Source organism: Enterobacter cloacae complex sp. ECNIH7 (genome assembly GCF_002208095.1).
Classification (GTDB): Bacteria; Pseudomonadota; Gammaproteobacteria; order Enterobacterales; family Enterobacteriaceae; genus Enterobacter; species Enterobacter cloacae_M.
Genome location: NZ_CP017990.1, coordinates 1,565,263 through 1,587,495 on the forward strand (window position 1 = coordinate 1,565,263; position 22,233 = coordinate 1,587,495).

The following is a 22,233-nucleotide window of genomic DNA, read 5'->3' on the forward strand; positions in this document are numbered from 1 at the left end:
TTGTCTATACAAGTATATCTAAATGCATCATCTGTCCCCTATGAGGAGCACACAATGTCGTCAGGTAAATACCGCCAGCAGGACGTCCGCGCCGCGCGCGGCACCACGCTTACCGCCAAAAGCTGGCTCACCGAAGCCCCGCTGCGCATGTTGATGAACAACCTCGACCCTGAGGTGGCGGAGAACCCCCACGAGCTGGTGGTCTACGGCGGCATAGGCCGCGCCGCGCGCAACTGGGAATGCTATGACGCAATTGTAAAATCCCTGACCGAACTCGAACACGACGAAACCCTGCTGGTACAGTCCGGCAAGCCGGTTGGCGTGTTCAAAACGCACAAAAACGCCCCGCGCGTGCTGATCGCCAACTCTAACCTCGTACCGCACTGGGCCACCTGGGAACACTTCAACGAACTGGACGCAAAAGGGCTGGCGATGTATGGCCAGATGACCGCGGGGAGCTGGATCTACATCGGCAGCCAGGGGATCGTGCAGGGCACCTACGAAACCTTCGTGGAAGCCGGTCGCCAGCACTATAACGGCTCGCTGAAAGGCCGCTGGGTATTGACCGCGGGTCTCGGCGGCATGGGCGGCGCGCAGCCGCTGGCCGCCACGCTTGCCGGCGCATGCTCGCTCAACATTGAGTGCCAGCAGAGCCGCATTGATTTCCGTCTGCGCACCCGCTACGTCGATGAGCAGGCAACCGATCTGGACGATGCGCTGGCGCGCATAAAAAAATACACCTCCGAAGGTAAAGCGGTGTCGATTGCCCTGTGCGGCAACGCGGCGGACATTCTTCCTGAACTCGTCGCCCGCGGCGTGCGCCCGGATCTGGTCACCGACCAGACCAGCGCCCATGACCCGCTGCACGGCTATCTGCCAAAAGGCTGGACGTGGGAAGAATATCAGCAAAAAGCGGAAACCGACCCGGAAGGCACGGTGCTTGCCGCGAAACGCTCCATGGCCGAGCACGTCTCCGCCATGCTGGCCTTCAGCCAGATGGGCATTCCGACCTTTGACTACGGCAACAACATCCGCCAGATGGCGAAAGAGATGGGCGTGAATAACGCCTTTGACTTCCCTGGATTCGTTCCTGCCTATATTCGTCCGCTGTTCTGCCGCGGCATCGGTCCGTTCCGCTGGGTTGCCCTGTCCGGTGACCCGGAGGATATCTACAAAACCGACGCCAAAGTGAAGGAGATCGTCGCTGATGACGAACATCTTCACCACTGGCTGGACATGGCCCGCGAGCGCATTAACTTCCAGGGCCTGCCGGCGCGTATCTGCTGGGTAGGGCTGGAGTGGCGTCAAAAACTCGGCCTCGCCTTCAACGAAATGGTGCGCAGCGGTGAAGTCTCCGCGCCGATCGTCATCGGCCGCGACCACCTGGACTCCGGCTCCGTCGCCAGCCCGAACCGCGAAACCGAAGCCATGCGCGACGGCTCGGATGCGGTCTCCGACTGGCCGTTGCTGAACGCTCTGCTGAATACCGCCAGCGGCGCGACCTGGGTGTCGCTGCACCACGGCGGCGGCGTGGGGATGGGCTTCTCCCAGCATTCCGGGATGGTCATCGTCTGCGACGGAACCGATGAAGCCGCCGCGCGTATCGCTCGCGTACTGCACAACGACCCGGCAACCGGCGTGATGCGTCACGCGGATGCGGGTTACGAAATTGCCATTGACTGTGCCAAAGAGCAGGGTCTTAACCTGCCGATGATCCCTGCCACACAAGGAAAGCATTAATGAACGCATTAACACTCACTCCCGGCTCGCTGACGCTCAAGCAGCTGCGTAACGTCTGGCGCAAGCCGGTCACCCTTTCGCTGGATGCAAGTGCTCATGCCGCCATTAACGACAGCGTCGCCTGCGTCGAAGCCATCGTTGCCGAAGGGCGTACCGCCTACGGGATTAACACCGGCTTTGGCCTGCTGGCGCAGACCCGCATCGCGACACACGATCTGGAAAACTTACAGCGTTCGCTGGTGCTGTCACACGCGGCGGGCGTGGGTCAGCCGCTGGATGATGAGATTGTCCGTCTGATGATGGTGCTCAAAATCAACAGCCTGGCCCGCGGCTTCTCCGGCATTCGACTGAGCGTGATTCAGGCGCTGATGGCGCTGGTCAATGCGGAAGTCTATCCGTGGATCCCGGCAAAAGGTTCCGTCGGTGCCTCCGGCGATCTTGCGCCGCTGGCGCACATGTCGCTGCTGCTGCTGGGGGAAGGCAAAGCGCGCTGGCAGGGCGAGTGGCTTCCTGCGAAAGAGGCGCTGAAAAAAGCCGGGTTAAACCCGATCACCCTGGCGGCGAAAGAGGGGCTGGCGCTGCTGAACGGCACGCAGGCATCGACCGCTTTCGCGCTGCGCGGCCTGTTTGAAGCGGAAGATCTGTTTGCCTCGGCGGTGGTGTGCGGTGCGCTGACCACCGAAGCCGTGCTGGGCTCGCGTCGCCCGTTCGATGCCCGCATCCACGAGGTGCGCGGTCAGCGCGGGCAGATTGATGTCGCCGCGATGTACCGTCACGTGCTTACCGACACCAGCGAAATTGCCGATTCACACCATAACTGCGAGAAGGTTCAGGATCCCTATTCCCTGCGCTGCCAGCCGCAGGTGATGGGCGCGTGCCTGACGCAGCTGCGCCAGGCGGCAGAAGTGCTGCTGGTGGAGGCCAACGCGGTGTCCGATAATCCGCTGGTCTTCGCCCAGGAAAACGAGGTGGTTTCCGGAGGCAACTTCCACGCCGAGCCGGTGGCAATGGCGGCGGATAATATCGCCCTGGCGATTGCCGAAGTCGGCGCGTTGTCCGAGCGCCGCATCGCGCTGATGATGGATAAACATATGTCCCAGCTGCCGCCGTTCCTGGTGCGTAACGGCGGGGTCAACTCGGGCTTTATGATTGCCCAGGTGACCGCGGCGGCGCTGGCGAGCGAGAACAAAGCCCTGTCGCACCCGCACAGCGTGGACAGCCTGCCAACGTCAGCGAACCAGGAAGATCACGTTTCGATGGCGCCGGCTGCCGGGCGTCGTCTGTGGGAAATGGCCTCCAACACCCGCGGCGTGCTGGCGGTGGAGTGGCTGGCGGCATGTCAGGGTGTCGATCTGCGTGAAGGGCTAAAATCCAGCCCGCTGCTGGAGCAGGCGCGTCATGTGCTGCGCGAGCACGTATCGCACTACGATGATGACCGCTTCTTTGCGCCGGATATTGATAAGGCGATGCAGCTTCTGGAAGAGGGAAGCCTTGTAGGACTGTTACCTTCGGTGCTGTGATTTTTTGCCCTCACCCTCTCCCACAGGGAGAGGGAATTGCCCGGTTTTCTCCCTCTCCCTCTCCCTATCCCTGTGGGAGAGGGCCGGGGTGAGGGCATCAGCCCGCACTATTATGAATACATCGCCGTAATCGACGCGCTGCCCAGCGAATGGAAATGCACGTTAAACCCTACCATTGCGCCGCTCGCCCCTTCATCGACCTCAATCTTCTCCACATCCAGCGCGTGCACCGTGAAGATATAGCGGTGGGTTTCCCCTTTTGGCGGCGCCGCGCCGCCGTAGCCCGCTTTACCAAAATCGGTGCGCGTCTGAATGGCACCTTCAGGCAGGGCAACCAGGTCTGAACCTGAACCCTGCTGCAGGACGCGCGTGTCGGCAGGCAGGTTCGCCACAATCCAGTGCCACCAGCCGGAGCCGGTAGGTGCATCCGGGTCGTAGCAGGTCACGACAAAGCTTTTGGTTCCGGCTGGAACGTCGTCCCACGCCAGGTGCGGGGAGATATTGTCTCCCTGATAGCCCATGCCGTTGAATACGTGGCGTTCCGGTAGTTTTTCACCGTCGCGCAGATCTTTACTGATGATTTTCATACAGTTTACCCTCGTTGATCGCTCGTTCAGCAAGTGTAATGCATAGGGTTACATCGTGAAATGCGCGGGAATGTTAACGGCTGTTACAACCGCGTCGGTTAATTTACGCAGCTGCACCGGCGTAATGCTGTACGGCGGCATCAGGTAGATAAGCTTGCCGAAAGGCCGCACCCAGACGCCCTGCTCAACGAAGAAGCGCTGCAGCGCCGCCATATTCACCGGATGGGTGGTTTCAATCACGCCGATGGCGCCCAGCACGCGCACGTCTGCCACGAAATTTGCGCCAGAGGCGGCGCTCAGCTCCTCTTTCAGCTGCGCCTCAATCGCCGCCACCTGCGTCTGCCACTCGCCGCTCTCCAGAATGGCGAGGCTTTCGCTTGCGACGGCGCAGGCCAGCGGGTTGCCCATAAACGTCGGGCCGTGCATAAAGCAGCCCGCCTCGCCGTCGCTGATGGTGTCGGCCACCTGGCGGGTCGTGAGCGTAGCGGAGAGCGTCATGGTGCCGCCGGTCAGCGCCTTGCCCAGACACAGTATATCCGGCGCAATGCCCGCATGTTCGCAGGCAAACAGCCTGCCGGTGCGGCCAAAGCCGGTGGCGATCTCATCGGCAATCAGCAGAATGCCCTCGCGGTCGCACATCTTGCGAATACGCCTCAGCCATTCCGGATGGTACATCCGCATTCCGCCTGCGCCCTGCACAATCGGCTCCAGGATCACGGCGGCGATTTCATGGCGATGCGCCGCCATCAGCCGCGCGAAGCCGACCATGTCCATCTCGTTCCACTCGCCGTCGAAACGGCTCTGCGGGGCAGGGGCAAACAGGTTTTCCGGCAGATAGCCCTTCCACAGGCTGTGCATGGAGTTGTCCGGATCGCACACCGACATCGCCCCGAAGGTATCCCCATGATAGCCGTTGCGGAAGGTGAGGAAGCGCTGGCGCGTTTCACCCTTCGCGTGCCAGTACTGCAGCGCCATTTTCATCGCCACTTCCACCGCCACGGAGCCGGAATCGGCCAGGAACACGCACTCCAGCGATTCAGGCGTCATCGCCACCAGGCGACGGCATAAATCCACCGCGGGCTGATGGGTGATTCCGCCAAACATCACGTGCGACATCTGGTCAATCTGCGCCTTCATCGCCGCATTCAGACGCGGGTGGTTGTACCCGTGAATGGCCGCCCACCACGAAGACATCCCGTCAACGAGCTGTTCGCCGCTGGCGAGGTGCAGCTCGCAGCCGTGGGCCGAGGCCACCGGATAAACGGGAAGAGGGCGGGTAGTGGAAGTGTAAGGGTGCCAGATATGCTGCTTGTCGAAGGCGAGATCGTCCTGGGTCATAATCGACTTGTAAACCATTTTGAAAAGTTTTAGGTTTACGAGTATAAACCGAACCGAAAATTAACAAAACCCTTTGGAGAAGCCCGATGGCTCACCACGCACGCTGGACGATGTCGCAAGTCACTGAATTATTCAACAAACCTTTCCTTGAGCTGATGTTCGAAGCCCAACAGGTGCATCGTCAGCACTTCGATCCGCGCCATGTTCAGGTCAGCACGCTGCTGTCGATCAAAACCGGTGCCTGTCCTGAAGACTGCAAATATTGCCCGCAGAGCGCGCGCTACAAAACCGGTCTCGAATCCGAACGGCTGATGGAAGTGGAGCAGGTGCTCGACTCCGCTCGCAAGGCGAAAAACGCCGGCTCGACCCGCTTCTGCATGGGCGCGGCGTGGAAGAACCCGCACGACCGCGACATGCCGTATCTGGAGCAGATGGTGAAGGGCGTGAAGGAGATGGGCCTCGAAGCCTGTATGACGCTCGGCACATTAAACGAGGAGCAGGCGCAGCGCCTCTCCGCCGCAGGGCTGGACTACTACAACCACAACCTCGACACCTCGCCGGAGTTTTACGGCAACATCATCACCACGAGGACCTATCAGGAGCGTCTGGACACGCTGGATAAAGTGCGTGACGCGGGGATCAAGGTCTGCTCGGGCGGTATTGTGGGCTTAGGCGAAACGGTGAAAGACCGCGCGGGCCTGCTGCTTCAACTGGCAAACCTGCCGACCCCGCCGGAAAGCGTGCCGATCAACATGCTGGTGAAGGTTAAGGGAACGCCGCTGGCGGACAACGACGACGTGGATGCGTTTGATTTTATTCGCACCATCGCGGTGGCGCGCATCATGATGCCGACCTCTTTCGTGCGCCTCTCTGCCGGTCGCGAGCAGATGAACGAGCAGACCCAGGCGATGTGCTTTATGGCCGGAGCCAACTCCATCTTCTACGGCTGCAAGCTGCTGACCACGCCGAACCCGGAAGAGGACAAAGACGTTCAGCTGTTCCGCAAACTGGGGCTTAACCCGCATCAGACCGAGGTGCTGACGGGCGATAACGAGCAACAGCAGCAGCTGGAGCAGCAGATTTTCAACGCCGACACCGACCAGTTCTACAACGCGGCAGCCGTATGACCTGGCAGGCACGCATTAATACCGCGCTGGACGAACGCCGGGCGGCAGAGGCGTTTCGCGTTCGCAGGGTGGTGGAAAACGGCGCGGGCCGTTTTCTTACCCGCGAGGGGCGGCAGTTTTGTAATTTCTCCAGCAACGACTATCTCGGGCTGAGCCAGCATCCTGCCATCATCCGCGCCTGGCAGCAGGGTGCGGAGCGGTTTGGCGTGGGCAGCGGCGGCTCGGGACACGTCAGCGGCTACACCACGGCGCATCAGGCGCTGGAAGAGGCGCTTGCCGACTGGCTCGGCTACCCGCGCGCGCTGCTGTTCATCTCCGGCTTTGCCGCCAACCAGGCGGTCATTACCGCCCTGATGGGAAAAGAGGACCGTATTGTCGCTGACCGCCTGAGCCACGCCTCGCTGCTGGAGGCGGCAAATTTAAGCCCGGCGCAGCTGCGCCGCTTTGCCCATAACGATGCGGGGCAGCTCGCCGCGCTGCTGGATAAACCCTGCGACGGACAGCAGCTGGCGGTCACCGAAGGGGTGTTCAGCATGGACGGCGACAGCGCGCCGCTTGCCGCGCTGCACGAAGCCGCAAAGCGGCAAAACGCCTGGCTGCTGGTTGACGATGCCCACGGCATTGGCGTAATGGGTGGCGAAGGTCGCGGCAGCGCGCATCAGCAAAACGTAAAGCCGGAGCTGCTGATTGTCACCTTCGGCAAAGGCTTTGGCGCCAGCGGCGCCGCCGTGCTGTGCAGCGAGTCCGTCGCCGACTATCTGCTGCAGTTTGCCCGGCACCTGATCTACAGCACCAGCATGCCTCCGGCGCAGGCCGTGGCGCTGTCTGCGTCGCTGGCGGTGATCCGCAGCGCGGAAGGGGATGAACGTCGTCAGCGGCTGGCAGAGCATATCTCCCGCTTCCGCAAGGGGCTAGCGGCGCTGCCCTTCCACAGCCCCGATTCGCAGAGCGCCATCCAGCCGGTGATTGTCGGCGAAAACGGCCGCGCGCTGGCGCTGGCACAGGCGCTGCGCGAGCGCGGCATGTGGGTTACAGCCATTCGGCCGCCAACGGTCCCGCCGGGTACCGCGCGGCTGCGTTTAACCCTGACGGCGGCGCATGACGCTCGGGATATCCAGACGCTGCTGGAGGCGCTCCATGACGCCGGTGAATAAGCAGGCCGTCGCGGCGGCATTTGGCCGGGCCGCGCAGAGCTATTCGCAGCACGATGAGCTGCAGCGTCAGAGCGCGCAGGGGCTTCTGGCCGCGCTTGGCGAGAACCGTTTTCCGCAGGTGCTGGACGCCGGCTGTGGTCCCGGCGGCAACAGCCGCTACTGGCGCGGGGCGGGAAGCCTGGTCACGGCTATCGACCTCTCAGAGCAGATGCTCGACGAGGCGCGTCAGCGACAGGCAGCGGATCGCTATCTGCTGGCGGATATCGAGGCGATCCCGCTGGCGGATGCGCAGTTCGATCTGGTCTGGAGTCATCTGGCGGTCCAGTGGTGCAGCAGCCTGCCGCAGGCCTTGCGCGAGCTTTATCGCGTCGCGCGACCGGGCGGGAAGGTGGCCTTTACCACCCTGCTGGAAAGCTCTCTGCCGGAGCTAAATCAGGCGTGGAAAGCGGTGGATGAGCAGCCGCACGCTAACCGTTTTTTATCGCATGAGCAGGTGACGCAGGCGCTGGCAGGCTGGCGCTACCGCAGCGTGGTGCAGACCATCACGCTTAATTTTAGCGATGCGTTCAGTGCCATGCGTTCGCTGAAGGGCATCGGCGCCACGCACCTGCATACCGGACGCGAGAAAAAACCGTTGACCCGGGGACAGCTGCAGCGTCTGGAGCTGGCCTGGCCGCAGCAGCGGGGACATTTCCCGCTCTCTTATCAACTTTTTCATGGGATTATCGAACGTGAGTGAACGTTATTTTGTCACCGGAACGGATACGGAAGTGGGAAAAACGGTGGCCAGCTCGGCGCTGCTGCAGGCGGCGCGAAAGCTTGGGAAAAACACCGCCGGATATAAGCCGGTTGCTTCCGGCAGCGAGATGACGGCGGAAGGGTTACGCAATACCGACGCGCTGGCGCTCCAGCGTAACAGCACGCGTGAGCTTGCCTATTCAGCGGTGAATCCGTACACCTTTGCCGAGCCGACCTCGCCGCACATCATCAGCGCTGACGAAGGTCGTCCGATTGATTTCACCGTGCTGTCAGCCGGGTTACGGACGCTGGAAAGCCAGGCCGACTGGGTGCTGGTGGAAGGCGCAGGCGGCTGGTTTACGCCGCTTTCGGACACGCAGACGTTTGCTGACTGGGTGCAGGCCGAGCAGCTTCCCGTCATTCTGGTCGTCGGCGTCAGGCTGGGCTGCATCAATCACGCCATGTTGACCGCGCAGGCCGTCCAGCAGGCCGGGCTGCGTCTGGCGGGCTGGATAGCCAACGACGTGGTTGCGCCGGGGAAACGACACCAGGAATATCTGGCGACGCTCAGGCGCGTACTTCCCGCCCCGTGCCTCGGGGAAATTCCCTGGCTTGCTGACGGCGTGGAAAATGCCGACACCGGGCGTTATCTCGATCTCAGCGTCTTGCTTCCCGCGACATCCAGTGCGCGATAAGCTCGTCATCCAGCTCGTTAACGTGGCCCTGCGCCACGTTACGCCCGCGATAGAGCATGCAGAAGCGGTCCGCAACCCGGCGGATAAACGACAGCTGCTGCTCCGCTAATAGCACCGTCATACCAAACTCCCGGTTTAAGCGCACCAGCAGCTGCCCCAGCTTCTGGGCGAAGCTGTGTCCTGCGCCGTGCAGGGGCTCATCGAGGATCAGCAGGTGCGGACGGTTCACCAGCGCATTAGCCAGCGCCAGCTGGTACTGGTCGTCCGGAGAGAGCGTGTTGGCGCGGGCCTGACGCAATGCGTAGAGCGCCGGAAACAGGTCGTAAACGTCATTTTTCGCCTCCGGGTTGGGTTTCCCCATCGCCCGCATGGCGATATGCAGATTCTCCTCAATCGTTAACTGGGAGAAGATCCGCCTGTCCTGCGGGACATAGCCTATCCCCGGTCCTGAGCGCTGTTCTGGCGGCAGGTTAAGCAAGTCGCGCGGCGGCGCGCCCGCCTCGTGCCAGATGATGCTGCCGCTTTCAACGGGCACTCTCCCGGCTATGCAATTCATGAGGGTGGTTTTCCCCATCCCCGGCAGGCCAACGACGCCTGTACACATCCCTTGCGGAAAATCCAAATTCACGTTCCATAGCGTATGTTGGCTTCCGTAAAACTGATTCACAGCACGCAGACTCAACATCTTTTTCTCCTTAAAAATGTGTGTAGGTGAGGCTCGCGTTTGAATCTGCAAAACCCCTGCCAGAAACCGAAAAGTGTTCAAAAAAACGGCTTTTTTAGGAATAAGTCACCAGAGAGGGGCTGAGAAAAAAGGGAATTGCACATCGACGGTGCTGGTGGTGGTGAGTTGTGGTGCAGAACCCGAAATGATGAAAATGTGAGCAAGATCCCATCGGTTGGTTATGAATGACGCAACTGTTAATCATCAAAAAATAGCTATAAAATTTTTTTACTGCCGTCTCGTGGGAAAAACCGGGAATTTGCCGAGCGCCAGTCTGCATGGGCTGGAAGCAGTTATCCACTATTCCTGTGGATAACCATGTGCATTAGAGTTAGAAAACACGCGATAAGCGAGAGAAGACGCGGCTTACGCCCAAATTGGCGCGAAACGCGGCTTTAGAAAATATCGTTTATTATTTAATTGCTTAGATAAAAGCAATTCCCGTCATGAAAGTGTCACCCGTTGCCACAAAACTATCATTACCTGGCTTGACAAATGTTAAAAAAGAAAAAGTTCTGGGGATAACCTGACCTGACTGGTGTTTTATATTGTCACAGTCCAAATTTTGGCCGCTATCGCGCTAATCATTCAGGCGCTATGCTAAATATCCTGACATGCTACTGGTTTTTCATCCAGTGTTTTTTACTGGCATTCCTGGCAACAACGAGTAAAATTACTCACCTGCCGCTTATAACGTCATCAGGTTGTCGCCCATGAGTAAACCGTTCAAATTGAATTCTGCTTTCCGTCCATCTGGCGATCAGCCTGAGGCGATCCGTCGTCTGGAAGAGGGGCTGGAAGACGGGCTGGCGCACCAGACGCTGCTGGGGGTAACCGGCTCGGGTAAAACGTTCACCATCGCCAACGTGATTGCGGATCTCCAGCGCCCAACGATGGTGCTGGCACCCAACAAAACCCTGGCCGCGCAGCTTTACGGCGAGATGAAAGAGTTCTTCCCGGAAAACGCGGTGGAGTATTTCGTCTCCTACTACGATTACTACCAGCCTGAAGCCTACGTACCGAGCTCTGACACCTTCATCGAGAAGGATGCCTCGGTGAACGAACACATCGAGCAGATGCGTCTGTCGGCCACGAAGGCGCTTCTGGAGCGTCGCGATGTGGTCGTCGTCGCGTCGGTTTCCGCGATCTACGGTCTGGGCGATCCGGATCTCTATCTCAAGATGATGCTGCACCTGACGCAGGGGATGATTATCGACCAGCGCGCCATCGTTCGCCGTCTGGCGGAGCTGCAGTATGCCCGTAACGATCAGGCGTTCCAGCGCGGCACTTTCCGCGTACGCGGTGAGGTGATCGACATCTTCCCGGCGGAATCGGACGATATGGCGCTGCGCGTCGAGCTGTTTGACGAAGAGGTTGAACGCCTGTCGCTCTTCGACCCGCTGACCGGGCACGTTGAGTCGGTGATCCAGCGCTTTACCATCTACCCGAAAACGCACTACGTGACGCCGCGCGAGCGTATCGTGCAGGCGATGGAAGAGATCAAAGTGGAGCTGGCCGAGCGCCGTAAGGTGCTGCTGGCGAACAATAAGCTGCTCGAAGAGCAGCGCCTGAGCCAGCGTACCCAGTTTGACCTTGAGATGATGAACGAGCTGGGCTATTGCTCCGGCATTGAAAACTACTCGCGCTTCCTCTCCGGGCGCGGGCCGGGCGAGCCGCCGCCGACGCTGTTTGACTACCTTCCGGCAGACGGTTTGCTGGTGATCGACGAATCCCACGTCACGATCCCGCAGATCGGCGGGATGTACCGCGGTGATCGGGCGCGTAAAGAGACGCTGGTAGAGTACGGGTTCCGCCTGCCGTCAGCGCTGGATAACCGTCCGATGAAGTTTGAAGAATTTGAGGCATTAGCGCCGCAAACCATTTACGTCTCGGCCACGCCGGGCAACTACGAGCTGGAGAAATCCGGTGAAGACGTTGTCGATCAGGTTGTGCGTCCGACCGGGTTGCTCGACCCGATTATTGAAGTTCGTCCAGTGGCTACGCAGGTGGACGATCTGCTCTCAGAGATCCGCGCCCGTTCCGCCATCAACGAGCGCGTGCTGGTGACCACGCTCACCAAGCGTATGGCGGAAGACCTCACCGAGTATCTCGAAGAGCACGGCGAGAAGGTGCGCTATCTGCATTCGGATATCGACACCGTGGAGCGCATGGAGATTATCCGCGATCTGCGTCTGGGCGAGTTTGACGTGCTGGTGGGGATCAACCTGCTGCGAGAAGGTCTGGACATGCCTGAAGTCTCGCTGGTGGCGATTCTGGATGCGGACAAAGAGGGTTTCCTGCGTTCCGAGCGTTCGCTGATCCAGACCATCGGCCGCGCCGCGCGTAACGTCAACGGGAAAGCGATTCTGTACGGTGACAAAATCACCCCGTCGATGGCGAAAGCGATTGGCGAAACGGAGCGCCGCCGCGAGAAACAGCAGCGCTACAACGAAGAGCACGGCATTACCCCGCAGGGGCTGAACAAGAAGGTGGTGGATATTCTGGCGCTGGGTCAGAACATTGCTAAAACCAAAGCGAAAGGTCGCGGCAAGGCGCGTTCAGTGGTGGAAGAGGATACCGTCGTGCTGACGCCGAAAGCGCTGCAGCAGAAAATCCACGAGCTGGAAGGGCAGATGATGCAGCACGCGCAGAATCTGGAGTTCGAAGAGGCGGCGCAAATCCGCGACCAGCTTCATCAGCTGCGGGATCTTTTCATCGCGGCATCGTGAGTAAAGCGTTGTTTTCTCCCTCTCCCCGTGGGAGAGGGATCCCCAGTAATTTTTGAACAGAAGCAATAACGTTGTTTCAGAGCGATTGAAGGCTATCAGCGATGCTCTGGTCCGGCTGTAAATCGCTGAGGTGTTTCCTGCAGGCCGGGGCGAGGCGCAGGGAGGCGCCGAGAGGGCGGGCTTTACAGGGACGTTACCTCCGCCCGTACCCGATAAGCCGAAAGGAATAAGACGAGGGCACCGCGAAGCGGCGATTTACCGCCGGGAGCCCGGGTCGCCAGGGTGGTGGCGATTGAGCCACCCTGGCACGTTCACAGGCCATATCGTTACAGAGTAGCAAGGAACATAAAGTGAACGGAATGACCACCAGAGTCGTATGTTCCCCTTCACCTCAGCCCTCTCCCTCAAGGTAGGGGGGCGTCCGTGCGGGCATTATTATGAGGGCATCAGGCCGCACAAAACGAACCTAACCCAGCGCCTGAATCGCCTTCTCCAGCGCCTCGCGCAGCAGGTGACGGTCATGGCGATATTTAATATCACTCGCTTCCAGTGGCTCCTGCACCACCACGCGGTCGCCAATACCCGACACATCCACCTTCGGCCCGACCACGACGCCGTCGATAATTTTTTTACCGACGTACTGCTCCATTAATTCAAGCTTATCTGCCAGCGACAGGCTCGCTGCCGCCGGGCTCAGTTCACGTCCCAGGTTACCGATGTAAACCATCGGGGCAGGGGTGCGGCGCAGCGCCTGCGCCAGCTCTTTCACCAGCAGAATGGGCATCAGGCTGGTATAAAAACTGCCCGGACCGATCAGGATAAGATCCGCTTCTCCGATGGCCTCCACCGCTTCTCGCGTGGCGGGTACGCTCGGATAGGTCATTAACTCCGTGGGCGGCAGGATGAGCTGGTCAATATTCACTTCGCCATAAACTTCATGCCCTTCGGCGTCGATGGCCATCAAGTCTACCGGTTGTTCTGACATGGGGATCAGGAATGCGTCAACTTTCAGCAGATTACGGATTAAATTAATGGCTTCCAGAGGCCTTACGCTCAGGTGATCCAATGCCTTTAACATCAGATTTCCAAGGTTATGCCCGGAAAGTTCGCCATTACCGCCAAAACGGTACTCAAACATCGCCGATGCGACGCTCGGCTCGGTAATTAACTGGTTCAGGCAGTTGCGCATATCTCCCCAGGCAATGCCGCCTTCGGCACGTCGAATGCGCCCGGTTGAGCCGCCGTTGTCGGTGGTGGTCACTATCCCTGTCAGCCTTGAGCCGAGTGACGACAAAGAGGACATAACCCGGCCTAAGCCGTGTCCTCCGCCAAGAGCGACCACTCGGTCAAGATCCGCAAAAGTGCGATTGCGCATACGTATTCCTTATCACGTTCGATCGCGTAACAGTAACCTAACTACCCCTAAAAGACGATGCCTCACCCGATGCAAAATGACGTATATCAATGTGAAAATGCGGTTTTTAGGTATTCTGTAGCGAAAATGCAGGATTGATTCGCTATATACGTAACTATATAGCGAAAGGCGATAATGGCGCCGTGAGAATTTACGCGCTACTATCGCCCTAACCACGTTTTCAAAATTGAAAACATACACTCTAGCCCTTGTGCCTGTGTCGAAAGATATGGCGCTCTGGCCGTGGCGAATTTGCCACCAGGGTACAGAAAGAAATGACTGTGCCTCCCGATCTGGAAAGGTGTACATGGCTTCACAACTTACTGATGCTTTCGCGCGTAAGTTTTATTACTTACGTCTGTCGATTACCGATGTGTGCAACTTCCGTTGCACCTACTGCCTGCCCGATGGCTACAAACCGGGCAGCGTCACCAATAACGGCTTTCTCTCCGTGGATGAAGTGCGCCGCGTCACGCGCGCCTTCTCTGAGCTCGGCACCGAAAAAGTGCGTCTGACCGGCGGCGAACCCTCTCTGCGCCGCGATTTCCCCGACATCATTGCCGCCGTGCATGAAAACGAACGTATCCGCCAGATTGCGGTGACCACCAACGGTTACCGCATGGCGCGCGACGTGGCGAACTGGCGCGATGCGGGGCTGACGGCGATCAACGTCAGCGTCGATAGCCTGGACGCCCGTCAGTTCCACGCCATTACCGGCCAGGATAAATTTCAGCAGGTCATGGACGGCATCGACGCGGCATTTGCGGCCGGGTTCGAGAAGGTCAAAGTCAACACGGTGCTGATGCGTGATGTGAACCATCATCAGCTCGATACCTTCCTGGCGTGGATCCAATCCCGCCCCATTCAGCTGCGTTTTATCGAGCTGATGGAAACCGGCGAGGGCAGCGAGCTGTTCCGTCGCCATCACATCTCCGGCATGGTGCTGCGCGACGAGCTGCTGAAACGCGGCTGGATCCACCAGATCCGCCAGCGCAGCGACGGCCCGGCGCAGGTCTTCTGCCACCCGGATTACGAAGGTGAGATCGGGCTTATCATGCCCTATGAGAAAGACTTCTGCGCCAGCTGCAACCGCCTGCGCGTCTCCTCCGTTGGCAAGCTCCATCTTTGCCTGTTCGGCGACGGCGGCGTGGACCTTCGCGATCTGCTGGAAGATGATGCGCAGCAGGGCGCGCTTGAAGCACGCATTTCTGACGCGCTGACGCATAAAAAACAGACCCACTTCCTGCATCAGGGCAATACCGGTATTACTCAGAACCTGTCTTATATCGGCGGGTAATCAGGCTTAAGAAGGAATCAGAATATGAGTCAGGTAAGCGCAGAATTTATCCCGACACGCATTGCTATCCTTACCGTTTCCGACCGCCGGGGCGAAGAGGATGATACCTCTGGCCACTGGTTGCGCGAGGCGGCCCATGACGCGGGGCATCACATCGTCGATAAAGCGATCGTGAAGGAGAACCGCTACGCCATTCGTGCTCAGGTTTCGCAGTGGATTGCCAGCGATGAGGTGCAGGTGGTGCTGATCACCGGCGGCACCGGTTTTACCGCAGGCGATCAGGCCCCCGAAGCGCTGATCCCGCTTTTCGACCGCGAGGTAGAAGGCTTCGGCGAAGTGTTCCGCATGCTCTCCTTTGAAGAGATTGGTACCTCCACGCTCCAGTCGCGCGCCGTTGCCGGGGTGGCGAACAAAACCCTGATTTTCGCTATGCCGGGCTCGACCAAAGCCTGCCGCACCGCGTGGGAAAACATCATCGCCCCGCAGCTGGACGCCCGTACCCGTCCGTGTAATTTCCATCCCCATTTAAAGAAATAAGCTATGTCACAACTGACCCACATTAACGCCGCTGGCGAAGCGCATATGGTGGACGTCTCCGCCAAAGCCGAAACGGTGCGCGAGGCGCGCGCGGAAGCGTTTGTCACTATGCTGCCGGAAACGCTGGCGATGATTATCGACGGCAGCCACCATAAGGGCGACGTCTTTGCCACCGCGCGCATCGCGGGGATTCAGGCCGCCAAGCGCACCTGGGACTTAATTCCGCTGTGCCATCCGCTGATGCTGAGCAATGTGGAAGTGAACCTGCAGGCACAGCCGGAGCATAATCGCGTGCGCATTGAGTCACTTTGCCGCTTAACCGGCAAAACCGGCGTGGAGATGGAGGCGCTGACGGCGGCCTCAGTTGCCGCGCTGACCATCTACGACATGTGCAAAGCGGTGCAGAAAGATATGGTGATTGGCCCGGTTCGCCTGCTGGCAAAAAGCGGCGGCAAATCCGGTGATTTTAAGGTGGATAGCCATGATTAAGGTGCTCTTTTTTGCGCAGGTGCGCGAGCTGGTGAATACCGATAGCCTGACGCTGGACGCGTCCTTCGAAAACGTCGCGGCCCTGCGCGCGCATCTGGCGGCGCAAAGCGACCGCTGGGCGCTGGCGCTCGACGAAGGCAAGCTGCTGGCCGCCGTTAACCAGACGCTGGTGGAATTCACCCATCCGCTGAACGCAGGGGATGAAGTGGCCTTCTTCCCGCCGGTTACGGGGGGCTAAGATGGCTGAAACCCGAATTCTGGTGAGTCCCGAGCGTTTTAACGTGGGGACCGAATACAGCTGGCTGGCGGAACGCGATGAAGACGGCGCGGTCGTCACCTTCACCGGCAAGGTGCGCAACCACAATCTCGGTGACAGCGTGAAGGCACTGACGCTGGAGCACTATCCGGGGATGACCGAGAAATCGCTGACGGAGATTGTTGACGAGGCACGGGGCCGGTGGCCGCTCGGGCGCGTCACGGTTATTCACCGCATCGGCGAGATGTGGCCTGGCGAGGAGATTGTCTTCGTCGGGGTGACCAGCGCGCACCGCAGCAGCGCGTTTGCGGCAGGGGAGTTCATTATGGATTACCTCAAAACCAAAGCGCCGTTCTGGAAGCGCGAAGCCACACCGGAAGGTGACCGCTGGGTAGAATCTCGCGACAGCGATAAACAAGCCGCCAGCCGTTGGTAGTCGGTTTACGTGGATGTGTTAATCTTAACGTGTGTGTCTACTTAATCTTAATCAGGAGTGAATCATGGACCGATTTCCGCGTTCCGATTCAATAGTACAGCAGACCCGTAGCGGCCTGCAGACGTATATGGCTCAGGTGTACGGCTGGATGACGGTTGGCCTGCTGCTTACCGCGTTTATCGCGTGGTATGCGGCGAACACGCCTGAACTGATGATGTTTATCTTCTCCAGCAAAATCACCTTCTTTGGGCTGATTATCGCGCAGCTGGCGCTGGTGTTTGTGCTTTCTGGTCTGGTGCAAAAGCTGAGTGCCGGAATGGCGACCACGCTGTTTATGCTCTATTCGGCGCTAACGGGGCTGACGCTTTCCAGTATCTTCATCGTTTACACCTACTCCTCCATCGCCAGCACCTTCGTGGTTGCGGGCGGAATGTTCGGTGCGATGAGTCTCTATGGTTACACCACGAAGCGCGATCTGAGCGGCTTCGGCAGCATGCTGTTTATGGGGCTGATTGGGATTGTGCTGGCGTCACTGGTGAACCTGTGGCTGAAGAGCGACGCGCTGATGTGGGCCGTGACCTACATCGGGGTGGTGATCTTCGTTGGGTTGACGGCGTATGACACCCAGAAGCTGAAAAACATCGGCGAGCAGATCGACGTACGCGACAGTTCAAACCTGCGCAAATACTCAATCCTGGGCGCGCTGACGCTGTATCTGGACTTCATCAACCTGTTCCTGATGCTGCTGCGGATTTTAGGCAACCGTCGTTAAGGTTGTTTTGCCGGGTGGCGGTGCGGTCTGGTGCCCTCACCCTGACCCTCTCCCACGGGAGAGGGAACAAACACCAAAAACGGCAACAAGGTTGCCGTTTTGCTTTTATTTCGCCAACGCCTTCTCGTTCTTCGCTCTCAGCTTCTTCGCCCGACTCTCCAGCACCAGATAACAGACCGTTGCCAGCGCCAGCGGCAGGAAATAATACAGCATGCGGTACGCCAGCAAGGCGGCGATAATCGTTCCCTGAGAGACATGCTCCCCGGCCAGCAACGCGATAAAGACCGCCTCCAGCACGCCGATCCCGGCAGGAATATGCACAATTACGCCCGCAATACTGCTCACCAGCAGCACGCCCAGAACGAAGAAGTAGTTCACGTCCTCGCCAATCAGCAGCCAGATAATGGCCCCCATTGCCATCCAGTTGGCGCTGGAGACCGCCATCTGCAGCACCGCAAACTTCCACGAGGGCAGAACCAGCTTTTGCCCCTTGATGGTCATATGGCGGCGTCTGGCAAACGCGCAGGCCCACAGATAAACGGCGATAATCAGTAGCAGTACGATGCCCAGAATGCGCAGCGTGGCCTCATCGATATACCAGTGCGCGGGCAGTTGCACCACGCCGATGGTGAAGATCACCCCGCCGAGCAGAATATAGCCCAGCCAGTTGGTGGTGATGCTTAACGAGAAAATGCGCGTGATGGTCCCGCCCGGCAAGCCGAGCCGCGAGTAAAGGCGATAGCGCATGCCAATGCCGCCGACCCAGGTGCTCAGCGTCAGGTTAAAGGCGTAGCAGATAAATGACACCAGCATAACCTGACGTTTGGCCAGCTTGTGGCCGCAGTAGGCGCGGCCCAGCAGGTCATAGCAGCCGTACATCAGGTAGCTGACAATAACCAGCCCCACAGCGCCCAGCAGCACCATCCGGTTATAGTTGCGGATGACTTTCCATACCTCTTCCCAGTCAACTTTCTGCGCGTAGACCACCAGCAGAACCGCGACCGCAATAAAAAACAGCCAGGTCAGGATCTTTTTTGCCAGCCGCCAGCGCGGATGCGATTTCGACATCAGGGTTTGCCTCCATCTTCCGCTTCAACGCGGTCCTGGGTTTCCATTTCGGGTTGTACCGGCGGATCCACCTGCGCCAGCTTCGGCGTATGCGCCGGCAGCCAGCCGACCATCGCCGGGAAGTGGCGCAGGAAGTGGAACACCACCACGCCGATGCCAACGTTCCACCAGCTGCGTTTCGGCACCATGGATTCATCGACACGCACGCAGTCTTTGTCGATAAGCCCCTGAAGGTTATCGCGCAGGGTCTGATTAAACTGACGATCGTGGATGATCAGGTTCGCTTCCAGATTAAGCGATAAGCTCAGCGGATCGAGGTTACTGGAACCGACGGTTGCCCAGTGGTCATCCATTACAGCGACTTTGCCGTGCAGCGGACGGCGGCGATATTCATATATCTGCACGCCGCTTTTAACCAGATAGCGATAGAGTAAACGCGCGCCAACCTTCACGATCGGCATATCCGGCTCGCCCTGCACAATCAGCTTCACGCGAACCCCGCGTCGGGCCGCATTGCGCATGGCGTGCAGCAGGCGATAGCCTGGGAAAAAGTAGGCGTTAGCAATAATCACTTCGCGCTTCGCGTTGGCGAGCATCTTGAGATAATGACGTTCAATGTCGTCCCGGTGCTCGCCGTTATCCCGCCAGACGAAAAGGGCCTGCGCTTCGCCGGGCTTCCGGTTCTCTTCCGGGCGATGGCGGCGTCTCCACCAGCGGCGAACGGCCTCTTTACCCGGCAGGTTCTCCAGCTCAAACAGTAAGATGTCCTGCACCACCGGGCCTTCAATGCGAATGGCGTAGTCCTGCTTCGCCTCCGGGCCGTAGTCGGACATATGCTCAGCGGAGTAGTTAATGCCGCCGACAAACGCCACCGTCTCATCCACCACCACAATTTTGCGGTGCATCCGGCGGAAAAGATTGGTACGCATGCCGAACAGGCGAGGGCCGGGATCGTAGTAGCGAAACACCACGCCCGCGGAGGTCAATTCATTCACAAACGCATCGCTGAGATCCGGCGAGCCATAGCCATCAAGCAGCACTTCAATTTTGACGCCGCGCCGGGCGGCGCGCAGCAGCACGCTATGCAACTGCTTGCCCACGTCGTCTTCGAACCAGATAAAGGTTTCGAGGATCACCTTCTGCTGTGCATGGTCAATCGCTTTAAATACGGCCGGATAATACTCGTCCCCGTTGACCAGCAGCGTGATTCGGTTGCCTTCCTGCCAGGAACATTTCATAGGTGGATCTCCGCGCTGAGCGGGGCATGGTCGGAAAGATGTCGCCAGTTAAGGGGCGCCAGGGCGGTCGGGCTGCTGGCGTGGGCATTTTTCACGTAGATGCGGTCAAGCCGAAGCAGCGGGAAACGGACCGGGAAGGTGCGCGCAGGCCTGCCGTTGGCGCGAGTAAAAATCTCTTCCAGCCCGGCATCCACCTTCAGCGGATGGTTTGCCCGCTGTCGCCAGTCGTTGAAATCGCCCGCCACCACTACCGGTTCACCTTCGGGAAGCGCGTTGGCCCATTCGGCCAGCATTTTCAGCTGCGCCTGACGATGGGATTCGCGAAGGCCCAGATGAACACAGCCGACATGGACTGGTCGCTCGAGGTCTGGCGGCGTAATGCGGCAGTAAAGCAGGCCGCGTTTTTCGCTTTCCCCGACGGAAACGTCGCGGTTTTCGTAATGTTCAATGGGGTAACGGGACAGTACCGCGTTTCCGTGATGTCCTTCCGGATAGACCGCGTTGCGGCCGTAGGCGTAGTCACTCCACATGGTGTCGGCCAGAAATTCATAGTGCGGCGTGTCGGGCCAGTTCTCAAAGTGGAGCGGATGCACTTCGTGTGCGCCCATCACCTCCTGCAGGCAGACAATATCCGCGCTGACGGTGCGTACCGCGTCGCGCAGCTCCGGTAAAATGAAGCGGCGATTAAATGCTGTGAAGCCCTTATGAATGTTTATCGTCAGCACCTTAAGCGAGAAATGCTGCATTTTTTGAGTCATAAGCTCCTTCCTGAGTGACTATCCCAATGAAAATAAAGTGTAGTCGTCGTCACAAAAAGATGCGGCGTTACGGAATTTTCCGTAAAGTGCGGTAGTCTGATTAAGCAGAGAAAAATCCTTCAGGAGAGAAGCCATGAAGTGGCAACAACGTGTTCGTGTCGCAACTGGCCTGAGTTGCTGGCAGATAATGTTGCATTTACTGGTCGTGGCCGTACTGGTAATGGGCTGGATGAGCGGCACGCTGGTGCGTGTTGGCCTGGGGCTATGCGTCCTTTATGGCGTCACCGTGCTGTCGATGCTGTTCCTACAGCGCCACCATGAAGCGCGCTGGCGCGAGGTGGGTGATGTGCTCGAAGAGCTCACCACCACCTGGTATTTTGGCGCGGCGATGATCGTGCTTTGGCTGCTGTCGCGCGTGCTGCAAAACAACCTGCTGCTGGCCCTGGCGGGTCTGGCTATCCTCGCTGGGCCTGCGGTGGTCTCGCTGCTGACCAAAGAGAAAAAGCTACGCAATGTTGCGTCTAAACATCGCGTACGCCACTGAGCCCGTCGTGGCCGCTATGACCAGTAGCGGCCACAAACTTCCCCAGACAATATCCAGACTCGCATCCTTCAGATAGATTTGCTTGGTGATGTCCGTAAAGTGCCGAATCGGGTTTACCCACGTCAGATCCTGTAGCCACACCGGCATGTTCTCGACGGGTGAAACATAACCCGAGAGCAAAATCGCGGGCATCATAAAGACGAACACCCCGATAAACGCCTGCTGCTGTGTCGAGCAGAGCGCCGAGATCAGCAGTCCAAACCCCACCAGCGACAGCCCGTAAATCACCATAGTGAAGTAAAACAGCGCCAGCGAACCGGCGAACGGGATCTGATAGGCCCAAATTCCCACCCCCAGCACGATGGTGGCCTGGAACGTCGCGACGATCAGTGCCGGGACCGCTTTGCCGACGAAAATTTGCCAGGTGGCGAGCGGGGAGACCAGCAGCTGGTCCAGCGTGCCCTGTTCGCGCTCGCGGGCGACGGAAAGGGAAGTCACGATCATCACCCCAATAGTGGTAATCATGGCGATCAGCGACGGCACCACGAACCACTTGTAGTCCAGGTTCGGGTTGTACCAGTTACGCACCACCAGCTCGCTGTTGTTGGGCTTCGGTTTGCCCTCCATCAGCTCCTGCTGGTAATCCTTCACCACCTGCTGCAGGTAGTTGGCGGCAATCTGGGCGCTGTTGGAGTTACGCCCGTCGAGGATCAGCTGCATCGGCGCGGTCTGGAAGGTATCCAGATTGCGGGAGAAATCCGCCGGGAACCGCACCAGCAGTAGCGCTTTTTGCGTGTCGATGGTGGGCTGGATCTCCTGCGGGCTTTTCAGCAGCAGGATGTGGGTAAAGGCTTTCGCACGGGCAAAGCGCTGCGTCAGCTCGACGGAATGTTTGCCGTTATCTTCGTTGTAAATGGCAATAGTGGCGTTGGTCACCTCAAGGGTGGCGGCAAACGGGAACAGTAAAACCTGGATCAGTACCGGCAAGACCAGAATGGCGCGGGTTTGCGGCTCGCGCAGCAGGGATTGCAGCTCTTTGCGTATCAACGTCCATAATCGGTGAAACATGTTC

The 22,233-nt window shown here is 58.9% G+C and carries 22 protein-coding genes and 1 riboswitch; of the genes, 14 read left to right on the plus strand and 8 right to left on the minus strand.

Going from position 1 to position 22,233, the window contains the following annotated elements:
* The first annotated feature begins 54 nt into the window (after nt 1–54).
* Both hutU and hutH read left to right on the plus strand, forming a co-directional pair.
* Nucleotides 55–1,740, plus strand: a complete 1,686-nt coding sequence (hutU, locus tag WM95_RS07705; RefSeq protein WP_045355747.1) for a urocanate hydratase — start codon at nt 55–57, stop codon at nt 1,738–1,740.
* Entirely contained in the window at nt 1,740–3,260 is a 1,521-nt protein-coding gene (gene hutH, locus WM95_RS07710) for a histidine ammonia-lyase (protein ID WP_023310843.1), read from the plus strand. Before hutU ends, hutH begins: the two co-directional genes overlap by 1 nt.
* 110 nt (nt 3,261–3,370) lie before the next feature.
* On the opposite strand, the gene WM95_RS07715 is transcribed toward hutH, so the two are convergent.
* Together WM95_RS07715 and bioA are read right to left on the minus strand one after the other, a co-directional pair.
* Complete coding sequence (locus tag WM95_RS07715) at nt 3,371–3,847, minus strand: kinase inhibitor (RefSeq protein ID WP_063409444.1); 477 nt, start codon at nt 3,845–3,847, stop codon at nt 3,371–3,373.
* A gap of 48 nt (nt 3,848–3,895) precedes the next feature.
* Entirely contained in the window at nt 3,896–5,185 is a 1,290-nt protein-coding gene (bioA, locus tag WM95_RS07720; protein WP_074166172.1) for an adenosylmethionine--8-amino-7-oxononanoate transaminase, read from the minus strand.
* 86 nt (nt 5,186–5,271) lie between these two features.
* Between bioA and bioB the strand changes: the two genes are divergently transcribed.
* The 4 genes from bioB to bioD are packed head-to-tail and all read left to right on the plus strand — an operon-like array spanning nt 5,272 to nt 8,899.
* The gene (gene bioB, locus WM95_RS07725; protein WP_033144975.1) at nt 5,272–6,312 is read left to right on the plus strand and encodes a biotin synthase BioB; all 1,041 of its coding nucleotides are present in this window, start codon (nt 5,272–5,274) and stop codon (nt 6,310–6,312) included.
* Nucleotides 6,309–7,466: an 8-amino-7-oxononanoate synthase gene (gene bioF, locus WM95_RS07730; RefSeq protein WP_063409442.1), complete on the plus strand. Its 1,158-nt coding sequence runs from the start codon at nt 6,309–6,311 to the stop codon at nt 7,464–7,466. The genes bioB and bioF overlap by 4 nt, the downstream gene beginning before the upstream one ends.
* Nucleotides 7,450–8,205 (plus strand): malonyl-ACP O-methyltransferase BioC, encoded by a 756-nt coding sequence (bioC, locus tag WM95_RS07735; protein ID WP_063409441.1) that lies wholly within the window; start codon nt 7,450–7,452, stop codon nt 8,203–8,205. Before bioF ends, bioC begins: the two co-directional genes overlap by 17 nt.
* Nucleotides 8,198–8,899: a dethiobiotin synthase gene (gene bioD / locus WM95_RS07740; protein ID WP_063409440.1), complete on the plus strand. Its 702-nt coding sequence runs from the start codon at nt 8,198–8,200 to the stop codon at nt 8,897–8,899. Before bioC ends, bioD begins: the two co-directional genes overlap by 8 nt.
* Here bioD and WM95_RS07745 read toward each other — a convergent pair.
* Complete coding sequence (locus WM95_RS07745; protein ID WP_063409439.1) at nt 8,862–9,584, minus strand: ABC transporter ATP-binding protein; 723 nt, start codon at nt 9,582–9,584, stop codon at nt 8,862–8,864. The two genes, bioD and WM95_RS07745, sit on opposite strands and share 38 nt — an antisense overlap.
* 752 nt (nt 9,585–10,336) lie before the next feature.
* Here WM95_RS07745 and uvrB point away from each other — a divergent pair.
* A complete protein-coding gene (gene uvrB / locus WM95_RS07755; RefSeq protein ID WP_029742168.1) occupies nt 10,337–12,352 on the plus strand; it encodes an excinuclease ABC subunit UvrB in 2,016 nt (671 codons plus the stop codon).
* Between the two features lie 466 nt (nt 12,353–12,818).
* Here uvrB and yvcK read toward each other — a convergent pair whose 3' ends face one another.
* Nucleotides 12,819–13,727 (minus strand): uridine diphosphate-N-acetylglucosamine-binding protein YvcK, encoded by a 909-nt coding sequence (gene yvcK / locus WM95_RS07760; RefSeq protein ID WP_023310851.1) that lies wholly within the window; start codon nt 13,725–13,727, stop codon nt 12,819–12,821.
* 225 nt (nt 13,728–13,952) lie between these two features.
* Nucleotides 13,953–14,086, plus strand: a riboswitch (molybdenum cofactor riboswitch).
* Here yvcK and moaA point away from each other — a divergent pair.
* The 6 genes from moaA to WM95_RS07790 all read left to right on the plus strand — a co-directional run bounded on the left by moaA (nt 14,074) and on the right by WM95_RS07790 (nt 17,553).
* On the plus strand, nt 14,074–15,063 hold the full coding sequence (gene moaA, locus WM95_RS07765; RefSeq protein WP_063409438.1) for a GTP 3',8-cyclase MoaA: 990 nt from the start codon (nt 14,074–14,076) through the stop codon (nt 15,061–15,063). It overlaps the preceding riboswitch by 13 nt.
* A gap of 24 nt (nt 15,064–15,087) precedes the next feature.
* The gene (moaB, locus tag WM95_RS07770) at nt 15,088–15,600 is read left to right on the plus strand and encodes a molybdenum cofactor biosynthesis protein B (RefSeq protein WP_024908761.1); all 513 of its coding nucleotides are present in this window, start codon (nt 15,088–15,090) and stop codon (nt 15,598–15,600) included.
* Nucleotides 15,601–15,603: 3 nt separating this feature from the next.
* Nucleotides 15,604–16,089, plus strand: coding sequence for a cyclic pyranopterin monophosphate synthase MoaC (gene moaC, locus WM95_RS07775; RefSeq protein ID WP_063409437.1), 486 nt, complete (start codon nt 15,604–15,606; stop codon nt 16,087–16,089).
* Nucleotides 16,082–16,327, plus strand: coding sequence for a molybdopterin synthase sulfur carrier subunit (gene moaD / locus WM95_RS07780; protein ID WP_023310854.1), 246 nt, complete (start codon nt 16,082–16,084; stop codon nt 16,325–16,327). Before moaC ends, moaD begins: the two co-directional genes overlap by 8 nt.
* A gap of 1 nt (nt 16,328) precedes the next feature.
* Nucleotides 16,329–16,781, plus strand: coding sequence for a molybdopterin synthase catalytic subunit MoaE (gene moaE, locus WM95_RS07785; protein WP_023310855.1), 453 nt, complete (start codon nt 16,329–16,331; stop codon nt 16,779–16,781).
* 64 nt (nt 16,782–16,845) lie between these two features.
* Nucleotides 16,846–17,553, plus strand: coding sequence for a Bax inhibitor-1/YccA family protein (locus WM95_RS07790; RefSeq protein ID WP_023310856.1), 708 nt, complete (start codon nt 16,846–16,848; stop codon nt 17,551–17,553).
* Between the two features lie 105 nt (nt 17,554–17,658).
* On the opposite strand, the gene WM95_RS07795 is transcribed toward WM95_RS07790, so the two are convergent.
* The 3 genes from WM95_RS07795 to WM95_RS07805 are packed head-to-tail and all read right to left on the minus strand — an operon-like array spanning nt 17,659 to nt 20,617.
* Nucleotides 17,659–18,621 (minus strand): lysylphosphatidylglycerol synthase domain-containing protein, encoded by a 963-nt coding sequence (locus WM95_RS07795; protein WP_033144983.1) that lies wholly within the window; start codon nt 18,619–18,621, stop codon nt 17,659–17,661.
* Entirely contained in the window at nt 18,621–19,859 is a 1,239-nt protein-coding gene (gene clsB / locus WM95_RS07800; RefSeq protein ID WP_045355739.1) for a cardiolipin synthase ClsB, read from the minus strand. The genes WM95_RS07795 and clsB overlap by 1 nt, the downstream gene beginning before the upstream one ends.
* Nucleotides 19,856–20,617: an endonuclease/exonuclease/phosphatase family protein gene (locus WM95_RS07805; RefSeq protein ID WP_063409436.1), complete on the minus strand. Its 762-nt coding sequence runs from the start codon at nt 20,615–20,617 to the stop codon at nt 19,856–19,858. The genes clsB and WM95_RS07805 overlap by 4 nt, the downstream gene beginning before the upstream one ends.
* A 133-nt stretch (nt 20,618–20,750) precedes the next feature.
* Between WM95_RS07805 and WM95_RS07810 the strand changes: the two genes are divergently transcribed.
* Nucleotides 20,751–21,161: a YbhQ family protein gene (locus WM95_RS07810; RefSeq protein WP_014883088.1), complete on the plus strand. Its 411-nt coding sequence runs from the start codon at nt 20,751–20,753 to the stop codon at nt 21,159–21,161.
* Here WM95_RS07810 and WM95_RS07815 read toward each other — a convergent pair.
* Complete coding sequence (locus WM95_RS07815; RefSeq protein ID WP_023310860.1) at nt 21,123–22,229, minus strand: ABC transporter permease; 1,107 nt, start codon at nt 22,227–22,229, stop codon at nt 21,123–21,125. The genes WM95_RS07810 and WM95_RS07815 overlap by 39 nt on opposite strands.
* Between the last annotated feature and the right edge of the window lie 4 nt (nt 22,230–22,233).

Excerpts from the sequence above, each read along its gene's own strand:
- WM95_RS07715 (WP_063409444.1), bottom strand. The coding sequence starts at position 3,847 with ATGAAAATCATCAGTAAAGATCTGCGCGACGGTGAAAAACTACCGGAA.
- WM95_RS07790 (WP_023310856.1), top strand. The coding sequence starts at position 16,846 with ATGGACCGATTTCCGCGTTCCGATTCAATAGTACAGCAGACCCGTAGC.
- hutU (WP_045355747.1), top strand. The coding sequence starts at position 55 with ATGTCGTCAGGTAAATACCGCCAGCAGGACGTCCGCGCCGCGCGCGGC.
- bioA (WP_074166172.1), bottom strand. The coding sequence starts at position 5,185 with ATGACCCAGGACGATCTCGCCTTCGACAAGCAGCATATCTGGCACCCT.
- bioB (WP_033144975.1), top strand. The coding sequence starts at position 5,272 with ATGGCTCACCACGCACGCTGGACGATGTCGCAAGTCACTGAATTATTC.
- WM95_RS07795 (WP_033144983.1), bottom strand. The coding sequence starts at position 18,621 with ATGTCGAAATCGCATCCGCGCTGGCGGCTGGCAAAAAAGATCCTGACC.
- hutH (WP_023310843.1), top strand. The coding sequence starts at position 1,740 with ATGAACGCATTAACACTCACTCCCGGCTCGCTGACGCTCAAGCAGCTG.
- clsB (WP_045355739.1), bottom strand. The coding sequence starts at position 19,859 with ATGAAATGTTCCTGGCAGGAAGGCAACCGAATCACGCTGCTGGTCAAC.
- bioC (WP_063409441.1), top strand. The coding sequence starts at position 7,450 with ATGACGCCGGTGAATAAGCAGGCCGTCGCGGCGGCATTTGGCCGGGCC.
- WM95_RS07810 (WP_014883088.1), top strand. The coding sequence starts at position 20,751 with ATGAAGTGGCAACAACGTGTTCGTGTCGCAACTGGCCTGAGTTGCTGG.
- yvcK (WP_023310851.1), bottom strand. The coding sequence starts at position 13,727 with ATGCGCAATCGCACTTTTGCGGATCTTGACCGAGTGGTCGCTCTTGGC.
- uvrB (WP_029742168.1), top strand. The coding sequence starts at position 10,337 with ATGAGTAAACCGTTCAAATTGAATTCTGCTTTCCGTCCATCTGGCGAT.
- moaE (WP_023310855.1), top strand. The coding sequence starts at position 16,329 with ATGGCTGAAACCCGAATTCTGGTGAGTCCCGAGCGTTTTAACGTGGGG.
- bioF (WP_063409442.1), top strand. The coding sequence starts at position 6,309 with ATGACCTGGCAGGCACGCATTAATACCGCGCTGGACGAACGCCGGGCG.
- WM95_RS07815 (WP_023310860.1), bottom strand. The coding sequence starts at position 22,229 with ATGTTTCACCGATTATGGACGTTGATACGCAAAGAGCTGCAATCCCTG.
- moaD (WP_023310854.1), top strand. The coding sequence starts at position 16,082 with ATGATTAAGGTGCTCTTTTTTGCGCAGGTGCGCGAGCTGGTGAATACC.
- moaC (WP_063409437.1), top strand. The coding sequence starts at position 15,604 with ATGTCACAACTGACCCACATTAACGCCGCTGGCGAAGCGCATATGGTG.
- moaB (WP_024908761.1), top strand. The coding sequence starts at position 15,088 with ATGAGTCAGGTAAGCGCAGAATTTATCCCGACACGCATTGCTATCCTT.
- WM95_RS07745 (WP_063409439.1), bottom strand. The coding sequence starts at position 9,584 with ATGTTGAGTCTGCGTGCTGTGAATCAGTTTTACGGAAGCCAACATACG.
- moaA (WP_063409438.1), top strand. The coding sequence starts at position 14,074 with ATGGCTTCACAACTTACTGATGCTTTCGCGCGTAAGTTTTATTACTTA.
- WM95_RS07805 (WP_063409436.1), bottom strand. The coding sequence starts at position 20,617 with ATGACTCAAAAAATGCAGCATTTCTCGCTTAAGGTGCTGACGATAAAC.